This is a genomic window from Sphingomonas sp. Leaf21 (assembly GCF_916858675.1).
Lineage (GTDB): Bacteria > Pseudomonadota > Alphaproteobacteria > Sphingomonadales > Sphingomonadaceae > Sphingomonas.
Genome location: NZ_CAKASM010000008.1, coordinates 114,287 through 136,781, shown reverse-complemented (window position 1 = coordinate 136,781; position 22,495 = coordinate 114,287). Strand labels below are relative to the sequence as shown.

At 66.1% G+C, this 22,495-nt stretch carries 22 protein-coding genes and 1 tRNA gene; 4 read left to right on the top strand and 19 right to left on the bottom strand.

Annotated elements, in window-relative coordinates; all coding sequences use genetic code 11:
- Positions 1 to 452: 452 nt before the first annotated feature.
- Together LRP66_RS09395 and LRP66_RS09390 are read right to left on the bottom strand one after the other, a co-directional pair.
- The gene (locus LRP66_RS09395) at positions 453 to 1,076 is read right to left on the bottom strand and encodes a hypothetical protein (protein WP_230482231.1); all 624 of its coding nucleotides are present in this window, start codon (positions 1,074 to 1,076) and stop codon (positions 453 to 455) included.
- Positions 1,073 to 1,726, bottom strand: coding sequence for a class I SAM-dependent methyltransferase (locus LRP66_RS09390; protein WP_230482230.1), 654 nt, complete (start codon positions 1,724 to 1,726; stop codon positions 1,073 to 1,075). The genes LRP66_RS09395 and LRP66_RS09390 overlap by 4 nt, the downstream gene beginning before the upstream one ends.
- Before the next feature lie 562 nt (positions 1,727 to 2,288).
- On the opposite strand from LRP66_RS09390, the gene LRP66_RS09385 reads away from it, so the two are divergent.
- Together LRP66_RS09385 and LRP66_RS09380 are read left to right on the top strand one after the other, a co-directional pair.
- Positions 2,289 to 2,549, top strand: coding sequence for a hypothetical protein (locus LRP66_RS09385; RefSeq protein ID WP_230482229.1), 261 nt, complete (start codon positions 2,289 to 2,291; stop codon positions 2,547 to 2,549).
- A 25-nt stretch (positions 2,550 to 2,574) separates the two neighbouring features.
- Positions 2,575 to 2,829, top strand: coding sequence for a hypothetical protein (locus tag LRP66_RS09380; RefSeq protein WP_230482228.1), 255 nt, complete (start codon positions 2,575 to 2,577; stop codon positions 2,827 to 2,829).
- 48 nt (positions 2,830 to 2,877) lie between these two features.
- On the opposite strand, the gene LRP66_RS09375 is transcribed toward LRP66_RS09380, so the two are convergent.
- Positions 2,878 to 4,029, bottom strand: a complete 1,152-nt coding sequence (locus LRP66_RS09375) for an N-acetyltransferase (RefSeq protein WP_230482227.1) — start codon at positions 4,027 to 4,029, stop codon at positions 2,878 to 2,880.
- 136 nt (positions 4,030 to 4,165) lie between these two features.
- Between LRP66_RS09375 and LRP66_RS09370 the strand changes: the two genes are divergently transcribed.
- Positions 4,166 to 5,260, top strand: coding sequence for a fatty acid desaturase family protein (locus LRP66_RS09370; RefSeq protein ID WP_230482226.1), 1,095 nt, complete (start codon positions 4,166 to 4,168; stop codon positions 5,258 to 5,260).
- A gap of 78 nt (positions 5,261 to 5,338) precedes the next feature.
- Here the strand turns inward: LRP66_RS09370 and lptG are convergent, their stop codons facing one another.
- From lptG to hspQ, 14 genes are all read right to left on the bottom strand, one after another.
- Positions 5,339 to 6,436 (bottom strand): LPS export ABC transporter permease LptG, encoded by a 1,098-nt coding sequence (lptG, locus tag LRP66_RS09365; RefSeq protein WP_230482225.1) that lies wholly within the window; start codon positions 6,434 to 6,436, stop codon positions 5,339 to 5,341.
- On the bottom strand, positions 6,433 to 7,632 hold the full coding sequence (gene lptF, locus LRP66_RS09360; protein WP_230482224.1) for an LPS export ABC transporter permease LptF: 1,200 nt from the start codon (positions 7,630 to 7,632) through the stop codon (positions 6,433 to 6,435). The genes lptG and lptF overlap by 4 nt, the downstream gene beginning before the upstream one ends.
- Before the next feature lie 133 nt (positions 7,633 to 7,765).
- Positions 7,766 to 9,625 carry an ATP-binding protein gene (locus tag LRP66_RS09355; RefSeq protein ID WP_443026676.1) on the bottom strand — a complete coding sequence of 620 codons (1,860 nt, stop codon included), beginning with the start codon at positions 9,623 to 9,625 and terminating at the stop codon, positions 7,766 to 7,768.
- Positions 9,626 to 9,740: 115 nt separating this feature from the next.
- Positions 9,741 to 11,003 carry a serine palmitoyltransferase gene (gene spt, locus LRP66_RS09350; protein ID WP_230482222.1) on the bottom strand — a complete coding sequence of 421 codons (1,263 nt, stop codon included), beginning with the start codon at positions 11,001 to 11,003 and terminating at the stop codon, positions 9,741 to 9,743.
- Between the two features lie 29 nt (positions 11,004 to 11,032).
- Positions 11,033 to 11,278, bottom strand: coding sequence for an acyl carrier protein (locus LRP66_RS09345; RefSeq protein WP_230482221.1), 246 nt, complete (start codon positions 11,276 to 11,278; stop codon positions 11,033 to 11,035).
- Between the two features lie 68 nt (positions 11,279 to 11,346).
- Entirely contained in the window at positions 11,347 to 12,243 is an 897-nt protein-coding gene (locus LRP66_RS09340; RefSeq protein ID WP_230482220.1) for an SDR family oxidoreductase, read from the bottom strand.
- Positions 12,240 to 13,340 carry a glutamate 5-kinase gene (proB, locus tag LRP66_RS09335; protein ID WP_230482239.1) on the bottom strand — a complete coding sequence of 367 codons (1,101 nt, stop codon included), beginning with the start codon at positions 13,338 to 13,340 and terminating at the stop codon, positions 12,240 to 12,242. Before proB ends, LRP66_RS09340 begins: the two co-directional genes overlap by 4 nt.
- A 178-nt stretch (positions 13,341 to 13,518) precedes the next feature.
- Positions 13,519 to 14,568, bottom strand: coding sequence for a GTPase ObgE (gene obgE / locus LRP66_RS09330; RefSeq protein ID WP_230482219.1), 1,050 nt, complete (start codon positions 14,566 to 14,568; stop codon positions 13,519 to 13,521).
- A gap of 60 nt (positions 14,569 to 14,628) precedes the next feature.
- Positions 14,629 to 16,239 (bottom strand): pilus assembly protein TadG-related protein, encoded by a 1,611-nt coding sequence (locus LRP66_RS09325; RefSeq protein ID WP_230482218.1) that lies wholly within the window; start codon positions 16,237 to 16,239, stop codon positions 14,629 to 14,631.
- Positions 16,239 to 16,703 (bottom strand): TadE/TadG family type IV pilus assembly protein, encoded by a 465-nt coding sequence (locus tag LRP66_RS09320; protein ID WP_230482217.1) that lies wholly within the window; start codon positions 16,701 to 16,703, stop codon positions 16,239 to 16,241. The genes LRP66_RS09325 and LRP66_RS09320 overlap by 1 nt, the downstream gene beginning before the upstream one ends.
- 399 nt (positions 16,704 to 17,102) lie before the next feature.
- Positions 17,103 to 17,630 (bottom strand): GNAT family N-acetyltransferase, encoded by a 528-nt coding sequence (locus LRP66_RS09315; RefSeq protein ID WP_230482216.1) that lies wholly within the window; start codon positions 17,628 to 17,630, stop codon positions 17,103 to 17,105.
- 207 nt (positions 17,631 to 17,837) lie between these two features.
- The gene (rpmA, locus tag LRP66_RS09310; RefSeq protein ID WP_230482215.1) at positions 17,838 to 18,104 is read right to left on the bottom strand and encodes a 50S ribosomal protein L27; all 267 of its coding nucleotides are present in this window, start codon (positions 18,102 to 18,104) and stop codon (positions 17,838 to 17,840) included.
- A gap of 43 nt (positions 18,105 to 18,147) precedes the next feature.
- The gene (rplU, locus tag LRP66_RS09305) at positions 18,148 to 18,447 is read right to left on the bottom strand and encodes a 50S ribosomal protein L21 (RefSeq protein ID WP_007405484.1); all 300 of its coding nucleotides are present in this window, start codon (positions 18,445 to 18,447) and stop codon (positions 18,148 to 18,150) included.
- A gap of 134 nt (positions 18,448 to 18,581) precedes the next feature.
- The gene (gene hspQ / locus LRP66_RS09300; RefSeq protein ID WP_443026674.1) at positions 18,582 to 18,962 is read right to left on the bottom strand and encodes a heat shock protein HspQ; all 381 of its coding nucleotides are present in this window, start codon (positions 18,960 to 18,962) and stop codon (positions 18,582 to 18,584) included.
- 129 nt (positions 18,963 to 19,091) lie between these two features.
- Here hspQ and LRP66_RS09295 point away from each other — a divergent pair.
- Positions 19,092 to 19,181 (top strand) — tRNA-Ser (locus tag LRP66_RS09295).
- Between the two features lie 182 nt (positions 19,182 to 19,363).
- On the opposite strand, the gene LRP66_RS09290 is transcribed toward LRP66_RS09295, so the two are convergent.
- Positions 19,364 to 21,925, bottom strand: a complete 2,562-nt coding sequence (locus tag LRP66_RS09290) for a TonB-dependent receptor (protein WP_230482214.1) — start codon at positions 21,923 to 21,925, stop codon at positions 19,364 to 19,366.
- Between the two features lie 164 nt (positions 21,926 to 22,089).
- The gene (locus LRP66_RS09285; protein ID WP_329959256.1) at positions 22,090 to 22,338 is read right to left on the bottom strand and encodes a glutaredoxin domain-containing protein; all 249 of its coding nucleotides are present in this window, start codon (positions 22,336 to 22,338) and stop codon (positions 22,090 to 22,092) included.
- Positions 22,339 to 22,495 lie beyond the last annotated feature (157 nt).

The following is a 22,495-nucleotide window of genomic DNA, read 5'->3' as shown; positions in this document are numbered from 1 at the left end:
GGATGCTGTCGCCCGTCGAGTTCGAACGGCAGCAGGCTTTGATGGCTCAAGGCGTCTAGAAAACTAGGGGCTACTCAGTTGGGGCGGGGCGGATAGTCCGCTCCCCCTTTTCCTGCTCCCCCTTTCCCTGCTCCCCCTCCCGCAGGCGGGAGGGGGTTGGGGGGAGGGCAGGGCCACAAGCAATGGTCTCTGTGAGACCCCTTGCCCTCCCCCAGCCCCTCCCGCCTGCGGGAGGGGAGAAGAAGGAGCACCCTCCCGCCTGCGGGAGGGGAGAAGAAGGAGCACCCTCCCGCCTGCGGGAGGGGAGAAGAAGGAGCGCCCTCCCGCCTGCGGGAGGGGAGAAGGAAAGCACCCTCCCGCCTGCGGGAGGGGAACGGCCAGGCGAGAGTGCGGAATGTGAAATGGGCGGCGGTCCTTGCCGGACCACCGCTCTTCTCCGCCATAAAGCGAATTTACGCGGCCTTCAGATCCTCGAAATCATCGGCATCGTGATGATCCATCCGCTCGCCCTTCATCAGGCGGCGGGGCGCGCTCTTGTACATCTTGAAGTCGTTGAACGGGTCGGTGACGATCTTGGTCGCCCAGACGAGCCCGGTTTCCAGATCGCGTTTGGCCCAGAGCTGCATCACGCGAACGAAGATCGCGCTGACGCCCAGTCCCAGCCAGCCGATGCCGACATGGCGCAGATAGCCCATGAAGCCGTCCGGATATTCGAGGCTGCCGAACAGCGTCGGCTGGATCAGCAGCACGATCGGGATCGCGCCCCAGATGCCCATCAGCACATATTTGCGCGTCAGGTTGTAGCCGACCTTGATCTCTTCCTTATGCTCATGCGTCGCCTTGTTCACATGGTCATAGCCCTTGGGCTCGAAGAAGAAATGCCCGGCCTGGCGGCTGGTCATCGCGACACCCCAGGCGAGCAGGCTGGCCACCGCAGGATCGAGGAACAGCAGCGCATAGGCGGTCAGGAAGGTGCAGGCGCTGACGAAGTGCAGGCTCTGGTTGACCAGGCTGTGATGATAATATCGATGATCGTCCCACCGCTGTTCGGCGAGCTGTGCGCGGAAACCAGTCATTGCACATGTCCTTGGAGGGAAGGCTGGCGCTTGGCGAAGCGGACCAGCGAGAAATGGCCGAGCGGGGGCAGGGGGCGGCTTTCGACCAGTTCCACATCGCCGCGCGTCGCCGCCCAGTCGGTATAGCGCTCGAACGGGAAGTCGGTGCGGAACCCCAGGCGACTGGTGACCGGCATCAGCGTCTTTTCGATCCGCCCGCGAAGCCCTTCGCCAGCGCCCACGCGTGTGGTGATGACGATCTCGCCACCGGGGCGGCAGATGCGCGCGAACTCGTCGAGCGCCCTTTCCGGATTGGGCACGGCGGTGATGACATATTGCGCGACCACCACGTCGAAGCTCTCATCGGCGAATTGCAGTGCCTCGGCATCGCCGTAGGCGATCTGCTCGACATGGCTGAGCTGGCCGCGCTTCACCCGCTCGCGCGCCTTGTCTAGCATCGGCTCGGACAGGTCGACGCCGACGATGCGATTGGCCCGCGAATATTGGGGCAGGGAAATGCCGGTGCCGACGCCCACCTCGATGATCCGTCCGCCGATCCGCTCGGCGGCGACGATGGCGGCGGAGCGGCCTTTTTTGAAGACGGGGCCGAAGACCAGATCATAGACCGGCGACCAGCGGTCATAGGCTTTGGTGACGCTGGCGGTACTCATCTGCGTTGCCATCGAAGGGGCATCCCGTTGTGCGACGATGGACGGGTGTTCGCAGCAGGTGGTGACAATTTCACGACAAACACCACGCTGGATGCGGGTTTTTCGCAATAACGCCATCAATATGTCATCGTCTCTGCACGATAGTGTCGCAATATCCCGGTAGGGTTTATGCTGGAGAAGGCTTCTCCCATGTATTCGCCGGTCGATAGACTTGGCGATATCCGGCGCGCGTGACCGCATGACGTCGGATTGGACTGTTCGGGATTCGCTGGGGCGGGTTCGATCATTAGGCCGGTCGACATCCAGCTTATCCTCTCCTCTCCCCTCTACGAGGGGCGAGGGAAGGACAGGCATGGTTGAATGTCGATCGGCCCTAGGACATATCGCAAGGGTCGACCTCGCTTGCGATTTTCGACGATTCTCGGGGAAATTTGCCACAACATGGCAATTCTTGCGACAACCCATTTCCGTAAGTCATTGAAAATGCACATAGCAAGTGTGTGGCACGACTAATGCAGTAACTCACATGCCGGGGTGATCCGGCAACCAGGGAGTTACCACCATGCTGATGACATTGATGATCGCTACGACTTTGGCCACCGCAACCTCGGGTCGCGAGCCGGTCGCTTCGCCTGTGCCGTCGCCGACCGCTGCCACGATCGTCGCCGAGCGTTCGCCGTCGCCGATGGCGTCGTCCGCGACGCGGTACTGCGTGGTCGATACGCTGACCGGCTCGCGCATTCCGACCAGGGTCTGCCGCACCGCCGATGAGTGGATCGCACGCGAGGGCGCCGTCCCGACCGGCCGCATCGCACGTCGCTGACCCACACGCTCATCGGAGAAATGCCATGATGTTCGCCATGCTTGCGACCGCTGTCGCCCTGTCCGCCCCCACGCCACGGGATCCCGCGATCAAACCCGCCTCGATCGCGGTCGACGCTGGCTCGCTTCCGACCGCATCCGTCGGCGGTGCCAAGCCCGTCCGCTATTGCTTCCTGAACGTCGAGCAGGACCATGTCCAGCGCGGCAAGGTGTGCATGACGCGCAAGCAATGGCTGTGGCGCGATATCGATCCGCTCGACTATATCGGCCGCAACAAGTGACGGGTAGGGGCGGGGCCGACCGCTGGGGACGGCCCCGTTCGTCGCGGATCAGCCCAGATCGCGCGCGTAGACGTTATAGGTCTTGTTGACGTCGCTCTTGATGGTCTCGGCGATCGAACGCATGCCTTGATTGTCGTCGAGGATCCAGCCGATCTCGCCACGCGACGCGCCGTAGCGAGTGATCGAGGCGCGGCGGATATATTCGATCATCATGAAGGCAAGCTGGCTGGCCATGCGTGAGGACTGAAGGTCCTTGACCACGCCCATCAGCGGCACGCGCATCGTCCGGACCTTCGGCGCGCGCAGCCACAGCAGCAGCTTGGCCCAGCCGAAGGGAAGCAGGCTGCCCTTGAGCGGCTTGATCGCTTCATTGAGGTCGGGCAGCGTGATCATGAACGCGACCGGCCTTCCATCCAGTTCGGCGATGCGGATCAGGTCATTGAACACGATCGGCTTCAGCTTGACGCCGACATCCTTCACCTCGGGCGGGGTGAGGGGGATGAAGCCCCAATTGTCCGACCACGCATCGTTGAGGATGCCGAGAATGATCGCGGCCTCCTCCTCGAACTTGGCCTTGTTGACCTCGCGCACGCGGATACGCTCGTTCTTCTCGCCCGACTTGATGATCCGCTGCACGATCGGGGGGAATTCCTGCGTGATGTCCAGCTCATAGGTGAAGAGCTGCTTGATGACGCCGTAACCCGCCGCCTCGATCCAGCCCTGATATTCGGGGCGGGCATGGCCCATCATGATCGTCGGGTCCTGATCGAACCCCTGGACCAGCAGGCCGGGCTCTTCCCAGATCGACTGCGACACCGGACCGATCGCCTTGTGCATCCCCTGCTCGCGCAGCCACCCCTCGGCGGCGGCGAGCAGCGCCTTGAACACCTCCTCGCTGACCGCATCCATCAGGCCCCAGAAGCCGATGCCCGGCCCGAAGCCTTGGGCAGGGTCCATCTCCAGCGCCAGCGTGTCGAGATGCGCGGAGATACGTCCGACCACCTTGCCATTGTCCTCGGCCAGGAAGAGCTGCGCCCTGGCATGGCTGTACCAACCATTCTTCTCCGGCGTGATCAGGCCGAGCGCCTCGCCCTTGAGCGGCGGAACCCAGTGCGGATCGTCCGCGTAGAGGCCGAAGGGGAAATCGACAAAGGTCTTGCGATCGCGCTTGGTGACGACCGGACGGATGGAAAGCGGCATAAGGCGGACGGTCCAGCGATGAATGGCAAAGCCATTTCCTAACCGTCTTGATCGATCATAGCGAGTGAGGATTCCGTCATCGCGCGCCGTGGGAATGCCACCGTGTCGCCACTATATGGGGGCAAAGGATAGACCTATGGAATCGACGCTTTCTTTTGAACGCGGCCCCGGTGCCGCCGCCGTGGCGCGCAATACGCGCCTGCCGATCGCCGACGACAAGGCGATGCTGCGCGCCGCCGCCGAGCTGACCCGCGACCTGATCGCGCCCAATCCGCGCCTCTACTGGGCGGACATGGTGGGCAGCGCGCTGGTCGGCTATGCCGCCCTGGCGGTCGCGGTGACGGCGGCGTCGACGGTGGTGATCGTGGCGGCGTCGGTGGTGGCGGTGCTCGCGCTGTACCGGGCGCTGCTGTTCATCCATGAGGTCAGCCATATGAAGCATTCGGCGCTTCCGGGCTTCCGGACCGGGTGGAACGCGCTGGTGGGTGTGCCGCTGCTGACCCCGGCCTTCATGTATGAGGGGGTGCACAACCTCCATCATGCGAAGACGCGCTACGGCACCGCCGACGATCCCGAATATCTGCCGCTGGCGCTGATGAAGCCCTGGACCTTGCCGGTGTTCATCCTCGTGTCGGCGCTGGCGCCGCTGGGGCTGTTGATCCGTTTCGCGATCCTCTCGCCACTGTCCTGGGTGGTTCCGGGACTGCGCCGGATCGTGGTCGAGCGTTACTCCGCGCTGGCGATCAACCCGCAGTTCCGCCGCCGTATGCCCGAGGGCGAGGCGCTGGTGCGCTTCAACCGCACCGATGCGGCGGCGTCGATCTGGGCGGTGGCGTTGATCGTGCTGGTGGCGACGGGGGTGATTTCGCTGCGTGGCTTCGGAATCGGCTTCGCGATCGGCTCGGCCGTCGCGGTGCTCAACCAGGTCCGCACCTTGGTCGCGCATCTCTGGGAGAATGAGGGCGAGCAGATGACGGTGACCGCCCAGTATCTCGACTCGGTCAACGTGCCGCCGCCGTCGCTGCTGCCGGGGCTATGGGCGCCGGTCGGTCTGCGCTACCACGCGCTGCACCACCTGCTGCCGTCGCTGCCTTATCATTCGCTGGGCGAGGCGCACCGCCGGATCAGCGCGGCCCTGACCCCGGATTCGCCCTATCACAAGGCGAGCTATACCGGATTGCCGGGCCTGGTCGCCAAGATCGGCATGAGCACGATCCGCCGGGGGAAGTGATCCCCCCAAGCCCCCAACCCCCGTTCCGTCGCAGCAAGGTTGAAGGCAACGGACCTTCGGCACGTCAGCCGACGAAGGTCACTCCTCGGTGCGAAACAGCACCGCCTCACCGATCAGGAAGAACAGCAAGATCGGCGCCCAGGCGGCGAGGAACGGGGGGTAGGCACCCAGGTCGCCCATCGCCATCGAGAAGTTGTCGGCGATAAAATAGGTGAAGCCCAGCGCCATGCCGATGACCGCGCGGACGAACAGCTTGCCCGACCGCGCGATACCGAAGGCCGCGACCGCGCCGAGCAGCGGCATCAGCACGGCCGACATCGGCGCGGACAGCTTGTGCCAGAGCGACCCCTCCAGCGACTTGGTCGGCCGCCCCGCCTCGCGCAGATCGTCGATCGCGCTCGACAGCGCACCGAAGGACAGGTTGTCGGCGCTGACGCTGGCCAGCGTCAGTTGTTCGGGGGAGACGCCGCGCCCGACGATCAGCGATGGATATTGGGTGAGCTTGCCCGACTTGACTTCGAACCGGGTCGCTGGGCCGATCTGCCAGCCATCGCCGACGCGGGTGCCACGCGGCGCGCGGACGATCGCCTGCAGGCTGCCGCCGCTGCGATCGTAGAGCGTCACGCCGCCCAGCTGCGTGCGGGCGCCGCGCCCCTGGATCAGGTCGACCGAGATCAGGTCGTCGCCGTCGCGCACCCAGACATTGGCCCGATCCCCGCTGTCGAAGGGAAGCGGGCCGTATTGTACCTTCTGCCAAGCGCTCAGCGTCGCGCTGGCACGCGGCACGATCCGGTCGTTGAACGCGAAGCTCAGCACCGCGACGCCCGCGCTGGCCACGAGAAGCGGCGCCAGCACCTGATGCGCCGACATGCCCGCCGCCTTCAGCGCGATGACCTCCGAATTTTGGTTCATCGTGAAGAAGGTCAGGATGGTGCCGAGCAACACCGAGAAGGGCAGCAGGAACGAGATGATCTGCGGCGCGCGCAGCGAGACGTAGCGCCATACCTGCGCCTGGCCGTTGCCGGGGGCGGCGAGCACCGCGCCCGACTCGCTCAGCACGTCGAGCGTCTGCAACACCAGCGCCACCGCGAACAGGATCGCGAATGTGCGGATGAAGAACATCTTTGCCATGTAGATGGCGATCGTCCGCGACGGGAAGATATTGGACAGGGTCATGCCGTCATCGCCTTCTTGCGGCGGCGGCCCGGCAGCCAGCGGCCGATCGCCTTGGCCAGCTTGGCCACGCCGCGTTCCAGCGCGCCGATCGGCTGGCCGCCGGGCACATAGGCGGTGACGTAATACATCCAGAAGACGAGCCCCGCGAAGACGGTGAACGGCGCCCACAGCGCGAGCGCGGGATTGACCCTGCCCAGTGCGCCGATATCGGCGGCATATTGGTTCACCTTGAAATAGGTGACCAGCATCACGATCGACAGGAACACGCCCAGCGCGGAGGTCGATCGCTTGGGGGGAATGCCGAGCGATACCGCGAGCAGCGGCAGCAGGAACATCGTCACTACCTCGACCACGCGGAAGTGGAATTCGGCCCGGCTCCCCGCACGGGCCTCCGCGCTCTGCGCCTGCTGTCCGTGCTTGGCCAGCTCGGGAAGGGTGAATTCCAGGTCGCGACCGCCGCGCTTGCGGAAATTGTCGAACTTGGGAAGGTCGATCGGCAGGTCGTGGCTGGAGAAGGTCAGCACGCGAGGCGCCTTGAATTCGGGCCGGTTGTGGATCAGCGTGCCGTTGGTCAGGCGGAAGATGATGACGTTGGGATCGTCGGTCGCCAGGAAGCGACCGCGTTCGGCGGTCACGCCGATCCAGTCGCCCTTCGACGTGTTGGCGTGAACGAAGATGCCCGACAGGTCGCGGCCATTGTCGCGGCTCTCCTCGATGCGCAGGGTCATGCGGTCGCCCAGATGGGTGAACTCGCCGACCTTGATCGAGGCGCCCAGCGCGCCGGTGCGCAATTCGTACCGCAGCCCCTCGTAATAATAGCGTGCGACGGGCTGGATATAGCCGACGATCGCGAGGTTCAGCGCCGCCAGCACGATCGCGTACATGTACGGCACGCGAAGCAGCCGCGTGTAGCTCATGCCGACGCCGCGCATCACGTCCAGCTCGGACGAGGTGGCAAGGCGACGGAAGGCGAGCAGGATGCCCAGCATCAGCCCGATCGGGATGCCAAGCCCCAGATATTCGGGCAGCAGATTGGCGAGCATTCGCCATACCACGCTGATCGGCCCGCCCTCGGTCGCGACGAATTCGAACAGGCGGCGGATGCGATCGAGCACCAGCAGCATCGCCGAGATGATCAGCGTCGCGAACAGCGGCAACGCGATCAGCCGGGCCATGTAGCGATCGATGGACTTCATGCGGGGGACATCACTCGCGCGATAAAACGGCCATGGCTATACGAGCGCCTGCAGGGCCCGTCACCCCTTGTTTGCGCTTTGCAATTTTTCGGGCTGTCCGGTTTGACGGAGCGAACGCCCGCCATTCCGATCGTCACGCCGCCGCGCTCACCGGCCCCTCCGCGACGCGCTTGAGCGCCGCCGCCAGCGAGCGTTCCAGTCCGGCGAGGGTGAAGGGCTTGCGCAAAACCTCGTGACCTTCGAATCCCGTCGCCTGGGCATCGCCAGCGAAGCCGGTGACGAACAGCACGGCGATATCGGGATAATCGGGGCGCAGCTCGGCGATCATTTCCGGGCCGGTCATGTGCGGCATCAGCACGTCGGAGACGATCAGCCGGATACCGGGATGCCGGGCGAGCAGCCCCTCGGCCTCGCGCGGGTCGCTACAGGCGATCGGATCGTGTCCCAGCTCCTCCAGCGCGCCCATCGTCGCCGTCAGAACGCGGGGGTCGTCCTCGACCAGCAGGATGCGCAGTGCCCCCAGCTCCTCGGGCACCGGGGGGGATGTCACTGGCTGATCGGGGGTGGCGAGCGGCGCCGCGACATGGCGTGGCAGATAGAGGCTGACCGTGGTCCCGGCGCCCGGCGCGGTGCGGATGACCACGTCGCCCCCCATCTGCCCGACCAGCCCGAAGATCTGGCTGAGCCCCAGCCCGGTGCCCTTGCCCGCTGGCTTGGTCGTGAAGAAGGGTTCGAACACCCGCTCCGCCACCTCGGACGTCATGCCCGCACCCGTGTCGGTCACCGCCAGCACGACATATTCGCCCGCGCCCGCACGGGGGAGCTTGCCGGGTTCGACACGGCGCTCGGCGGTCCGGATGGTCAGCTCGCCACGCCCGTCCATCGCGTCGCGCGCATTGACCGCGAGGTTCAGTATCGCGTTCTCGACCTGCACCCGGTCGCCGAACATGGTCCAGTCGGTGGTGATGTCCTCCACCGTGACCTTGACCCCGTCGCCCAGCGTCCGGTCGAGCAGATCGCGCATCCCGCTGACCAGCTGGCGCGGGACCAGTGCTTCGGGGGTCAGCGCCTCCTCGCGGCTGAACATCAGCAGGCGGCGGGTCAGTGCGGCGGCGCGGTGAGCACCCTCGGTCGCGCTGTCCAGATGGCGCAGGCTGACCTCGCGCTCCTCGCTGCGCCGCGCCAGTTCGAGGCCGCCCAGAACGACGGCGAGCATGTTGTTGAAGTCGTGCGCGATTCCGCCGGTCAACTGGCCTAGGGCGTCCATCTTCTGGACCTGGCGAAGCTTGGCCTCCTGCACCCGCAATTCCTCGGTGGCGGCTTCCACCGCCGCGGCGAGTTCCTCGGCGCGGGCGCGTTCGGCCCAGGCTTCGGCTCGCGCCTCGGCGCGTTCGCCGACCGTCCGGAATATCAGCCAGCCCAGTAGCATCGCACCCAGCGCCAGCAGAACGCCGAAGATGACCAGCCCCCCCGCGATCCGGTTGGCGTGGATCACCGTGTCCTGCGCGGCGGTGCTGCGCTGGTCGAGCAACACGCGCTCCCCTTCGATCAGCGCGGTCAGCAGCCGATTGATCCGGAGCAGCGCATCCGCCTGTCGCGCCTGATAATAGAGACCATAGGCCTGGCGATCGCGGTGATAGGTGGTCGATAGCGCGATCACCGACAATTGCTGGCCGCGCTCTTCATAGGCCTTGCGCAGCTGCTCGACGAGCCTCTGCTGGTCGTTGTCCTCGATCAGCGCGTCGAGACGCTCGAGCTGCGCGTTGGCGAGGTTCCACTCCTCGACATAGAGCTGGCCCAGCTTGTTGTCGCCCGAGATGACATAGCGGCCCAGCGACGCCTCGGACCGGGCGATCGTGCCCGCGAGCGTGCGGGCGAGGATCATCACCTCATAGCTGTGCCGCTGACGCTCCAGCGCCAGGTCGCGCTCGCGATTGGCGTGGCCCAGCGTCACGATCAGCATGGCCAGCGTCACCGCACCGGCCACAGCCATCACGATCAACGCAAAGGCCCGCCAGCGGCCGACCTTTCCGAGATTTTCATGCTCGATCACGACGGTTACGCTATCCCAGTCAGCGGATAATGCAACGCCGGGCGCGACCGGGCGGTCAGCCGATGACGCCGACCGCCTGGCCCGCCTTGCGGAACATGCCCAGCACGGTCTGGATCTGCTCCGGCGTGTGCTCGGCGCAGATCGAGCAGCGGAGCAGGAACGTCCCCGCCGGCGTCGCGGGCGGGCGCGCCATGTTCACGTACAGACCTCCGTCGAGCAGCGCCTGCCACATGATAACCGCCTGTTCCTGGTCGTCCAGGATCACCGCGACGATCGCGCTGTCGCAATGTTCGGTGCCGAGTCGGAAGCCCATGTCCTTGAGCCCCGTATGCAGCGTCCGCGCATTCGACCACAGCCGTTCGCGCTTGTCGTGCGCGGTCATCAGCTTGCGGATCGAGGTTGCGGCGGTCGCGACCACCGAGGGCGGCAGCGAGGCGGTGAAGATGTACGGACGGCAGGCGAGGCGGACCGCCTCGAACTTCGGATGGTTGGACACGACGAAGCCGCCGACCGTGCCGACCGACTTGGAGAAGGTGCCGACGACGAAGTCGACCTGGCCTTCCAGCCCCTGCGCCTCGTAAACGCCGCGTCCGTTGGGACCGAAAAAGCCCATCGAATGCGCCTCGTCGACCAGCACCATGCAGCCATGCTTCTTGGCGACCGCGACCATCTCGACCAGCGGCGCGATGTCGCCGAGCATCGAATAGACGCCTTCCAGCACGACCAGCTTGGCGGGTTCCTTGGGCAGGCGGCCGAGGCGCTTGTCCAGATCCTCGACCGAATTGTGGCGGAAGCGGACGATCTCCGCATTGCCCTGCTGGCAGCCGTCATAGATGGACGCATGGCTGTCGGCGTCGAGGATGACATATTCGCCCTTGCCCGCCAGCGTCGAGATGATGCCGAGATTCGCCATGTATCCGGTCGAAAAGACGATCGCGCCGGTCGTGCCGTAGAATTCGCGCAGCGCCTGTTCGACGTCCATATGGTCGTGGAAGGTGCCGTTCAGCATCCGGCTGCCGTTCGTGCCAGAGCCGAACTTCTCCAGCGCGGTCTTGCCCGCCGCGATCACGTCCGGGTCGAAGGTCATGCCCATATAGTTATAGGTGCCGAGCAGGATCGTGTCCTTGCCCCGGATCACCGCCTCGGTCGGCGACTTCACCTGTTCCATCACGATCGCGAAGGGATCGGTCACGCCCGAGTCGAGCAGCGCCTGGCGTTCGGCGATCAGGCCGTCGAACTTGGAAAGCAGGTCGCGCTCCGGCGCGATTGCCGGCACGTCGGTGGGGAGGGCATGGGGCTGGGCAGCGGCTTCGGTCATGGGGGAGTCCGTCTCGGGCGCTTGGTGGATCAGGCTTGCTTGAGCTTTTCGACCGCGTCGACAAGCTGACCGACATTCTCGATCTCGGCCTGCATGTTCATCGTGATGATGATGTCGAACTCGTCCTCGATCGCGGCGACGAAATCCATCACGGTCAGGCTGTCCCACTCCAGATCGCCCTGGAAGGTCGTCGCCTCGGTCAGCGTCACGCCCTTTTTGTTGAAGGGCGCGATCTGGGCCGCGACGGTATCGAAAATGGCTTGGCGGTCGCTCATGATGATCCTTTCGAGGGGCCAGTGGCACCCAAATGCGGCGGCTTTTCGACCGCCCTTGTATTCTGCCGCTATAGCAAGCCGTTGGCGCGATACCACCGTGCCGTGTCCGCCAGCCCCTTGGACAGGGGAATGGCGGGCTCCCACAAATCGGGTGAGGGGCGCTTTGCTGGGTCGGCGGTCCAGTCGGGATGGCAGAGATAACCGACCCGGTCCGCGGTCAGCTTCGCCCCCTTGCCGCGAAGCGCCCGGTCGATCCGCGCGCCGAGTTGCAACAGCCGCTTGGGCAGATGCAGGGTCATCACCCGCCGCCCCACGGACGCGCCCATCGCGCGGGCGAGATCGGCATGGGTCAGCACCTGGCCGTCATCGACCTCCAGCACCGCGCGTGGGCCGACCGTCGCGACCAGCGTGGTGAGCAGCCGCGCGAAATCCTCGACCGCGACCAGCGACAGCCTGCCCGGCGGCGGCATGAAGGCGAGGCCGAGCTTGGCGGTGCGGAACACGTCGAGCCATTCGGTATCGTGCGGACCATAGATGCCGCTCGGCCGGACGATGGTCCAATCGAGCCCGCTGTCGATGACGATGTCCTCGGCCTGGCGCTTGGACCAGCCATAGACGGACAGGTCCGGCTCGCGCGCCGACAGCGAGGAGACATGGACGAAGCGCCGGACGCCAGCCGCCTTTGCCGCCTCGACCATCGCACGCGTGCCGTCGATATTGCCCGCGACGAAACCCTCGCGATCGGGGGCATTCACCACGCCCGCGATATGCAGCACCGCATCGGCGCCCTCGACAAGCGTGGCGAGCGTATCGGGCTTGTCCAGCGCGCCCGCGATCCAGGTGATCCCGGCGCGTGACGGCTGTGCGCGGCGGGTGAGGGCGCGAAGCGTCAATCCCGAACCGGCGGCACGATCGACCACCGCGCGACCGACGAATCCGGTCGCTCCCGTCACCGCGACGATCATAGCAGGGCCAGATGGTTGCGGTGGATCAACGCCGCGCGCGGGGCATGGCCCAATATCTCGGCCTGCTGGTCCGACCGCTTGCCGATCAACGCGCGCGCCTCGGTCGAATCATATTCGCTGAGGCCGCGTGCGATGGTCCCGCCCGGACCCTCGACCGTGACGAGGTCGCCGCGCGCGAAATGGCCCTGGACCGATGTCGCGCCCGCCGCGAGCAGGCTGCCGCCCTCGGCCAGCGCCTTGGCCGCGCCTGCATCGACGGTGATCGCGCCGCGCGCGGTCAGCCCACCCGCCAGCCACGCCTTGCGAGCGGGAGCGCTCTTTTCCGCGACGAAGACCGTGTGGCGTGCGGGCGTCGACAGCGGATGGTCGATCCGGCCCGACGCTATCGCCAGATGCGCACCCGCGCTGACGGCGATCCGCGAGGCGGCGATCTTCGAGACCATGCCGCCCGATCCCATGCCGGAGGCGGAGCCGCCATCCGCCATGCCGCTGACCGCGTCGATCCGCTCGACCCGCTCGATATGGCGGGCCTGCGGATTGGTATGCGGGTTGCTGTCGTAGAGGCCGTCCACGTCGGACAGCAGCAGCACGGCGTTGGCGCCCGCCGCCTGTCCGACCCGCGCGGCCAGCCGGTCGTTGTCGCCGAAGCGTATCTCCTCGGTCGCGACGCTGTCATTCTCATTGATGACCGGCACCACGCCGAGGCCCAGCAGCCGACCCAGTGTCGCGGCGGCGTTCAGGTAGCGGCGGCGATCCTCCAGATCGTCCAGCGTCACCAGCATCTGCGCGGCGGTCAGTCCTTCGGCATGGAGCAGCTCGGCCCAGGCCTGGCTCAGCGCGATCTGGCCCGTTGCGGCGGCGGCCTGCGCATCCTCCAGGCTGGCGCGTCCGCCCCTGGGCAGGCCCAGGCGGCGCGCACCGAGCGCGATCGCGCCGGAGGAGACGATCGCGATCTGCTGCCCTTCGCGCACCCGCGCGGCGATGTCGGCGACCAGCCCGGTCAGCCACGCGCGACGAACCTCCCCCTCGGGCGTGACGAGGAGTGCGGAGCCGACCTTGACGATCAGCCGCTGGCAGGTGGTGGGGGGGAAGATCATCGGGCGGTCGAGTGCCACGATCGTCGGTCTCTGCGAGGCGTCTTTCCCTCCCCCGGCTCCGCCCGTTTACGGGAGGGGACAAGACGGCGCGAACGGCACGCCCGGTATCGCTCCCCTCCCGCAAGCGGGAGGGGATGGGGGAGGGCAGGGTGTCTCACCGAGCCTTCCGCTCGCCATATCAGGCCAGCGGAGACCATGTGATCTCGTCCTCGCCCTCGTCGCCCTCGGGCACCGCATCCGGACCCGGCCCCATCTGCTCCAGCAGCTTGTCGAGCACCCAGTCGACACCGATGCCCGCCGCTCCCGACAGCGGGATGACGTCCGCGCCGCTTGCCTCGGCCAGTTCGGCCGACAGCGCCTCGATCAGTTCGTCATCGAGCATGTCGATCTTGTTCAGCGCGACGATATGCGGCTTGTCCGCCAGCCCCGCGCCATAAGCCTCCAACTCGTCCCGGACGATGCGGTAGCTTTCCGCGACGTCCTCGTCATTGGCGTCGACCAGATGCAGCAGCACCCGGCACCGCTCGATATGACCCAGGAAGCGGTCGCCGATCCCGACGCCGTCCGCCGCGCCCTCGATCAGGCCGGGGATGTCGGCGACCACGAACTCGCGCTCGTGATGCCGGACCACGCCCAGCTGCGGCCGGGTGGTGGTGAAGGCATAGGCGCCGACCTTGGCCTGCGCATTCGTCACCGCGTTGATGAAGGTCGACTTGCCCGCATTGGGCATACCCACCAGACCCGCATCGGCCAGCAGCTTCAGCCGCAGCCAGACCCACGCCTCTTCGCTGGGCCAGCCGGTGCCGTGCTGGCGGGGCGCGCGGTTGGTCGAGGTCTTGTAGCTGGCATTGCCGCGCCCGCCATCGCCGCCGCGCAGGAAGACCTCGCGCTGGCCGACCCGGGTGAAGTCGAGCAGCACCTCTTCCCTGTCCTCGGACAGCACCTGGGTGCCGACCGGCACCTTGATGACCAGATCGTCGCCGCCGCCGCCGGTGCGGTTCGACCCCGACCCGCCCTGTCCACGCGGCGCGCGGAAATGCTGGGTGTAGCGGAAGTCGATGAGCGTATTCAGGCCAGCGACCGCCTCGAAGATGACGTCGCCGCCCTTGCCGCCATTGCCGCCATCGGGGCCGCCATATTCCATGAACTTTTCACGGCGGAAGGAGACGGCGCCGGGGCCGCCCGAGCCGGAGCGGACGAAGATCTTGGCTTGGTCGAGGAAATGCATGACGGCGCTCTTACCGCTGAGCGTGCCGACTGACCAGCCCGACCCGGCGACCGCCCGCGATCAGGCGACGAGCGTGGCCCCGCCGCAACGGACGCCGTTCATCGTCACATCGGCCTGCCCGACATGCAGGCCCAGCAGGTCCAGCAGGCTGTTGATGAGCCCGTCCAGCGCGGGGGCGACCGGCGTCAGCGCGGCACCCACGGCGCCCAACACCCAGTTGAGGCCGAGGCTGAGCGGTTCCAGCGTCAGGCTGACCTTGTTGATCAGCGAGCCCGCAATGCCCTGCAGGGCGGAATTGGAGGTCACCGTGCGTGGCGTGCCGTTGTCGATATCGGCGGCATTGAACGTCAGTCGCTGCCACGCGCCGTCGCTCGCCAGGTCGATCCGGGCATAGGCCATGACCTTGACCAGCGTCACCTGCAACAGGGCGACCCCGCCGGTGATCGGCGAACGGCTCATGTCGTTGAAGCGCGTTCGGTCGATCTGCGCGATGGCGACGGTGCCGGGGGAGGGCAGCGCGTCGATCGTCACCGTTCGAGCGGTGCCCGAACAACTGATGCCGCTCAGCCGCGCCTGCGCCGCCGCCGTCTCGACGAAGATCGGAAGCTGGATATTCGCGAGCAACGGCACGCCGATCTGCGTGTCGATCAGCAGGCGTTGCTGCGCGGTGCGGACGACAGTGCCACCATCCTGCGCCACCGCCAGCCAGGGCGAATTGGCGGGGCGCTCGCCGATCGCCAGGAGCACCTTGGTCGACAGCAGCCCCGGCACCGACGCGCCGAGATCGAGCGCGACCTGGCGCTGGCCGTTGGCGATCGACAGGGATTCGCGCAGCATCGAATAGGCGTCGATCACGATCGGGGCGCGTGACGGCGCCTGGGTCAGGCCGCCCAGCGGACCCAAGGCGATCAGCCGGGTCAGCGGCACCCTGGACCCCGGCACCCGCAGCGACAGGTTGCGGAGCAGCGTCGCGACGCCGGCATTGCCGGTGGCGTCGGCCATCGCGGTGAGCAGCGTCGGCAGCGTGACGTCGGTCGCCAGTATCGTGTCGAAGCTCGCACCGGTCAGCCCGATCCGCGTGCCCAGTGACTGGGTCATCCGCAACAGGTCGACCCGCCCGCCGACCAGCGCCTGATAATCCATCAGCGACAGCGACAGGTCGCTGCCCGCCAGCCCGTTGAGCACCGCGCCGGGCAGGCCACCCTGGACCGCAAGCAGACGCGTGCCGAGCGAGAAGGCGGCGAGATCGATTCGCCGCGACACGGCGCTGGCGGCGACCGCGCTGCTGTTCCGGCCGGTCAGCACACGGCCGAAGAACAGCGGCACATCCTGGCGGAGGACGATGCGCAGCGCACCGGCATCCGCGCCGCTGGCGAAGCGGCTGGCCGGGGCGATGCTGGCGTCGGCGCGGTAGCTGCCGGGGGTGATCGTGCTGGTGACGTTGGCCAGCCCGGCCGCGGCGACGATCTGGCGGACCGCCTCGCCGCGCCGTTCGGGGGCCGAGGAGGCTGCGGCCAGCGCCGCCTGATCCGCGACACCCTGCAACCGACGCTGCGACAGGGTCAGCATGCCGACATCGATCCCCATCGCCGCGAAGCCGATCATCGCCATCGCCACCAGCGCGGTCAGGATGCTGATCGCGCCGCGCCGGTCGCCCCATAATGCCCGCATCACAGGCCCCCGAGCATCGCGACACCTTTCGCCGTGAGGATCTTGCCCGGCGTCGGCACGAACGGCATGTTGAGCAGCGGGTCGGTCGAGGCGTCATAACGGACCGACACCGTGATCAGGTTATTGGCCTCCGACGTCGTCACCTGCCCACGATCGCGGCGAAGCACCGCCCCCGCATCGAGGATGCGCAATGCGGTGTCGGTAGCGATGCTCTTGCGCTCGGCGGCGTCGATCCCCGCGAGCGCGGCACGGGCGGCATCGTTGGCGGCCTGCTGGACCATATGCGCGGTCAGGAAATAGTCGCCGAAGCTGACGATGCCCATCAGCATGGCCAGCAGGATGGGCATGGTGAGCGCAAGCTCGACCACCGCAACGCCGCGTTCGTCGCCGGTCAGCCGTCTGGCGGTCGCGCGCGACGCTGAAGGCGAAGGGGGCATGGCGAACTCGACGACGGGACGCGCCACGGGCGTATATCCTCAAAACAGACCAGCTGTTTCAGCAACAGGAACTACGACCCTTAGCAATATCCTAATAACACTGATTTCGGAGGCAATAGTCGCCGCTCAAGCTTGTCACTGTTCGTTCTGGTTATTTTTGGCGGAAGTCAGCCGGAATGCATGATCGAATTGGACATTCCGTCGAGGTGGCTTGCATTCGAGCCAGAGACTGGCGCTTTCGACTATTTGCGTGGGGCGATATGTTCGAATCGCGCGACGGCATATGCTGGGAATGGCAGGCGTTCTTCTCTCTCGCCTGCCATCCCGGCTTTCGCCGGGATGGTGCGGGGATTTTGGCCGACGAGCCTTGCAGGGGAGGGGCGGGCGGAGAGCGATCAGGGCGGGCGCGTGCGCCTTGGCGACCGGTCAGGCGGCGAGCGGCATCGGGCCGCGTCGCTCCTCGTCCAGGTCCAGCGCATGATGGATGCTGGGCGACAGGCCATCGCGCCCCGCGGAGGCCCGCTCCATGCGTTGTCCGGTCGGGCGGAAGCCGAGCTTGCTCAGCACCTGACCCGAGCGCGGATTGTCGGCGAAATGCCAGGCACCGAGTCGGCCGATGGGCAGCGCATGGCGCGCCATGGCGATGACCGCGCGTCCCGCTTCGGTGGCATAGCCACATCCCCAGGCCGACGGAGTCAGCCAATAGCCGAGCTCATGGCCGGTATCGCCCGCGATGATCGCGATTCCGCCGATCAGGACGGGTGCGCCGCCGCGATCGAGCGCGGTGATCAGGAAGCGGGGCTCGGTCGCGCCGCAGGGCTGCGCCAGCCACTGCTCGGCATCGGCCTGGCGATAGGGGTGGGGCACCCGCGCCACCATGCGGGCGATCGACTCATGCCCGATCGCCTCGGCCAGCGACGCGGCATCTTCCGGCCAGGCTGGCCGTAACAACAATCTTGGGGTCCGCGCGAACATCACTCGACAACTCCTCGTCGCGTCGACCGCGCCCTGCCACATCCCGATGACGGGACGGAGACAGGCGGACCGAAGCGGTTGGAGGGAGCACAAAAAAAGGGAGCCGGGGTGACCCGTCTCCCTTTTTTGCTGGTTCCTGCGCGGAACCCGGGTCACCCTGGTGGGCAACCCGGCGCGGTTGCCCGATTATTCGGCCGCTGCGGCCAGTTCGACCGAGCAGAATTTACGGCCGAGCTTGCCCTCGTGGAACGCGACGCGGCCATCGACGAGCGCGAACAGGGTATGGTCCTTGCCCATGCCCACATTGCGACCCGGATAGAACTTGGTCCCGCGCTGACGCACGAGGATGTTGCCGGCGACGGCTTCCTGGCCACCGAACTTCTTCACGCCAAGGCGACGGCCGGCAGAATCACGACCGTTGCGCGACGAACCGCCTGCTTTCTTATGTGCCATTGCGAACTACTCCTGGATTTCGTTGGGGTGGCGCGGCTGAAATTCAGGCGCCGACCGACACGATCTTCAGGATCGTGTGCTGCTGACGGTGGCCGTTGCGACGACGATAGTTGTGGCGACGACGCTTCTTGAAGACGATGACCTTGTCGGCCTTCGCCTGAGCGATGATCTCGGCGGCGACCGTGATGCCGTCGACGGCCTTCAGCTCCGAGCCTTCGCCCGCCAGCAGAACGTCACCCAGCGTCACCGACGCGCCGGCTTCGCCCTCGATCTTCTCGACGACGATCTTATCTCCGGCGGCGACGCGATACTGCTTGCCGCCCGTGCGCACGACTGCGAACATGGCTCTTATCACTTCCCAAATGCATGGCTCCCGCGCGGGAATGCCCGTCGGGAAAGAAGGGTCAGCTAGGCAAAGGTGGCCCGAATGTCAACCAAGGATTCGGATTTTCGACCCGATGTCCGTCGGGACGCGGATCAATGCCGATGCTCGTGGCGCAGACGGTAGCGCCCGTCCTCGTACCCGGTGAACAGCCCCTCGATCGCGGGATGTTCGACCGGTTCGTCGCTGTCGTCGTGCAGTAGGTTCTGCTGGCTGACATAGGCGACATAGCTCGAGTCGTCATTCTCGGCGAGCAGGTGGTAGAACGGCTGGTCCTTGGCGGGCCGGATCTTTTCCGGAATCGCGTCATACCATTCGTCGCTGTTCGAAAAGACGGGGTCGACGTCGAAGATGACGCCGCGAATATCGAACATGCGGTGGCGCACCACCTCCCCGATGCCGAACCGTGCGGTCGCGACGATCGGCCCGGACGTCGGCCGGTCCATGGGCAGGGGGAGCGTGTCGATGGGATCCATGAACCTGATTTAATGGCTTTGTCGCGTCGCACAAGTTTAGGCGCTTGCAATGGATAAAAAGCTGATCTAGGAGCGCGCCTCCAATCGATCAGCCCCATGCGGACTAGCGCCGCTACGGATCGTCCTCGCGGAGAGGTGGCAGAGTGGTCGAATGCACCGCACTCGAAATGCGGCGTACCGGCAACGGTACCGAGGGTTCGAATCCCTCCCTCTCCGCCACTTACCCGAAGCTGCTGATAAGCCTCGAACGTACCGATACGGTGCGGATGCGGGCGAGTCGCGTCGACCGCTGCCGGACGCGCGGCCGTCGGAGTGTCCGTCCTTGCGGCGTCCTGAAAACAGGACGAACCCTCCCCGGAAGGGAAGGGCTCGCCTTGCATCAATCCTGTGTCATCTCGGGCTCAATAGGCCGCCGAGAACGTCAGGAACCATTGCCGCGGCGCGATGGGATAGGCCGAATAGCTGTTGGTGGCCGATCCGACCGATAGCGTCGACCAGCCCTTCTTGTCGGCGAGGTTGGTCACATTGAGCGCCAGTTCCGCCTTGCGGAGCGGCAGCACGCCCTCGGGCACCCGCGCCGCGACCCGCAGCGAGGTGAGGAAATAGGACGGCACGCGCGCATCGTTGCTGAAGGTCGCGTAGCGAGCGCCGACATAATCGCCGATCACCTGCACCTCGATCGGATCGAGCGAGAGCGTCGCGACCGTCTTGTTCATCCATTTGGGCGTGCCGGGCAGCTGCTTGCCGCAGGTCGGTACGACACCGCCCGTGATGATGTAGCCGCCGACACAGGTGTCCGTCGCCGCGCCGATGCCGCTGGCGGTCGAGGTATAGTCACTCTGATATTTCGACAGGTTGTACGACGCCGCATTGTACAGCGACAGCACCCGGCCGAGGCGCAGGGTAAAGGCCGCGTCGACGCCGTCGGTCTTCACATTGCCGACATTGACCAGGATCGAGGTGCCGCCGGTGATGCCGCCGCCAGCGATCCCGCCGGGATTGGTCGAAATCGCGAGCAGGCGATCCTTGAAGTCGACATGATAGTAATTGACCTGCGCGCTGAGGCCGATGCCGTTTCCGAAGCTGCGGTTGCTGCGCACGCCCGCTTCGTAGGTCCAGCTGCTTTCGGGGCGGCCGCTTTGCGCGAAGGCGTTGAATGCCGCCTGGCTGCCGGTGAACCAGGGGCTGCCGCCGCCCGCGAGATAGGCCTGATATTGCCGCAGATTCTTCTGCGCATTGGCATAAAGCTCTTCATGGCCGTTGAGGTCGAAGGTCGCGCCGACCGCAGGCAGGAACCAGCGCAGCGTGTTGATCCGCCCCTGTGGCAGACCGCCCGCCAGGCCCGACAGCGAGCCCGCGACCGGCTGCACCGGAAAGCGACCGCTGGCCCATTGCGCGCTGGTCTTGAACCCCGCCTGGATCAGCAGGCGGTCGAGTGCCTGCCAGCTATCCTGCAGGTGGAGCTGCAACTGCTCGATCTTCGCATCGCCCTGATACTGGGTGAATAGCGGCCGTGCGACGTCGAGCGGGCGGATATAGGGCGTGCTGTTGCCCGGATTGTTGACGTCGACCGCATACCAGCGCCGCCACTGGGTCGTGCTGTTATGCTCGAACCAGCCGCCCAGTTCGATCTTGTGCGCGCCCAGCGTCAGGTCGAGTGCGGAAATGGCGCCCCAGCGATCGATGCGATATTCGGTCGTGCGGGTGATGAGGCCCGATCCACCGGTCGCCGCGACCAGCGCCGCACCGGCGGCGGCGGCCTGTGCCGTGGTGATGGCGGTACAGGCCGAGGGGCGGATGCCGTTGTTGTTGGCGGTGAATCGGCAATTGCTGGGCAGCGTCGCATAGGCGGGATCGAGATAGGCCTGCGCGGTGGTGATCGACTGGCCGAGCGGTCCGGCGACGACGCCCGCACCGTCGTTGTGATGATAATAGGCGGTGTTCGACCAGGTCGCGTTCGGCGCCAGCTTCGCGTCGTAGCGCGCATAGGCCAGATAATCGGTCCGCTGCGCGTCCGAATAATAGTTGCGATAATTGCTGCCCTCACTGGTCGGCGTGTTGCCCAGCGCGCTGAGGTAGTTGCTGCGATAGCCCGCGAAGTCCGGATAATAGAAGGGCTTGGTGTAGGGGGTGTAGAGCTGCGCGGCGGTCGCGGTGCCACCGGCCGATGGCTTGTAGAAGACGGTGGCGTCTTCGTTGGGCTGGGTCATGTCGTTATAGTCGAAATACAGCGTCAGCTTGCCGATATGGTCGTCATGGACGAACTTGCCGTTCGCCTGCCAGCCGCCCTGTATGCCATTGAAGTCCCAGGCTCGCGCACGCTGTCGAACGCCGGAAATATAGGCGGAGTTGGTGCCGCCGAACGTGCCCGTGTCGACCCGCGCGAAGCTGCGCGAGGTGCCGTAGCTGCCGACCGTCTGGGCCGCCTGGATGCCCATCGTCGGGAGCGGGTTGGACGAGTAGGTCTCGATCGTCCCGCCGAGATTGCTGTTGGAGGCGGTGGCGAGGTCGCCCGCGCCGGTCGCGACGATCACGCGGCCGACATTCTCGGAGATCACCGCGCGCTGTGGCGCCAGGCCGTTATAGTTGCCGTAGCTCTGGTCGCCGAGCGGAATGCCGTCCATCGTATAGCCGAGCTGGTTGGCGGCAAAGCCATGGACGATCAGCTGCGCATTCTGCTCGTTATTCCCCCAGGGATCAGAGGTGATGTAGAGCACGCCGGGCAGCGTCTGGATCGCCTTCAACGGGCTGACGCCGGGCAAGATCTTCTGAATTTCGGTCCCGGGCAGTTCGACCGCCGTGCGTGTCTGTCCGCCGGTGACGACGATGGTCGGAGATGCCGTCCCCCCATCCGTCGCGCTGTCCAGCGCCGCGTCGGCGGTCGGTGTTTGCTGCGCGCTGGCCGCGACGGGCATCAACGCGGCGACGGCAACCGCGAGCAACGACACGGACGAACGGAACATGCATCTACCCCCTCAGGCGCGGCACCGACAGGTGCGGCTGGGGGATCCGTTAGGCAGGCTTTACATCAATTCCGCGACACATTGGTAACAATGCCGTGATGCTTATGTTTCGTTCGGGTTACAGTAGTTCTTGGCGACGCGCCTATCCCGCACGCCGGACGCGTTCAGGCCTGGCCGAGATAGCGCTCCAGATCGTCGCTCCCACCGATCCGGGTGCCGTCGATGAAGACCTGCGGCGTGGTGGCGACGCCATGCTCCGCCTTGAATGCATCGACCTCTTCGCGTGAGTGGAGAATGCGATCCTCGACCTCGAACCCCGCGTCCTCGAGCAGTTGTTTGGCATGGACGCCAAAGGGGCAGGTGTGCTCGGGCAGCACCATTCGATAGAGTGTCGCGGACCTGTCCTGTGCCATCATGTGCCTCCGCGGGGCATGAGCGCCCCTGTCAGCATAGTGCGCCAGACGGCCGGGTGTTCCATCGGCTCACCCCCACCCCGAAACCTGCGAAGGCGATCGATTGAAACGGTTAATTCCGGTTTCTTGATAAACTTGCCCTTTACGTTCTGCCCAT